Source organism: Streptomyces sp. 13-12-16 (genome assembly GCF_002114215.1).
Lineage (GTDB): Bacteria > Actinomycetota > Actinomycetes > Streptomycetales > Streptomycetaceae > Streptomyces.
Genome location: NZ_NCTE01001424.1, coordinates 1,783 through 2,349, shown reverse-complemented (window position 1 = coordinate 2,349; position 567 = coordinate 1,783). Strand labels below are relative to the sequence as shown.

The window sequence follows — 567 nt, the reverse complement described above, 5'->3', positions numbered from 1 at the left end:
TCCTCGGTGGCCTCGACGGCGATCATGGCGCCGCCGGTGGGCAGGGCCTGCATGAGGGTGCCGCGGGCGGCGACCAGGCGGCAGGCGTCGTCCAGGGACAGGACCCCGGCGACGTGGGCGGCGGCGATCTCACCGATGGAGTGGCCGGTGAGGTAGTCGGGGGTGATGCCGAAGGAGGTGATGAGGTGGTGGAGGGCTGTTTCAAGGGCGAACAGTGCTGCCTGGGTGTAGCGGGTCTGGTCGAGCAGGGCGGGGTCGTCGTCGAAGACGACGTCCTTGACGTTGTGTCCGGTGTCGAGGTGGCGGTCGAGGGTGGTGCAGACCTCGTCGAACGCCTCGCGGAAGACGGTGTGGGTGTCGTACAGGGTGCGGCCCATGCCCGCACGCTGTGATCCCTGACCGGTGAACAGGAACGCCGTCCGGCCGGGAAGGGGCGTGCCGTGCACCAGGGCGGCGGAGGGTTCGCCGTGTGTGAGGGCGTCCAGCGCGCTGTCGAACGCCTCGCGCTCGTCGGCGATGACCACGGCCCGGTGCGGGAAGAGGGTGCGGGTGGTGGCGAGGGCGTGT

General features: G+C 70.7%; 1 protein-coding gene. It reads right to left on the bottom strand.

Annotation, left to right across the window (positions count from 1 at the left end; translation table 11 throughout):
- On the bottom strand, positions 1-567 hold a 567-nt coding region (locus B7767_RS47565), incomplete at both ends, for an acyltransferase domain-containing protein (RefSeq protein ID WP_218775869.1).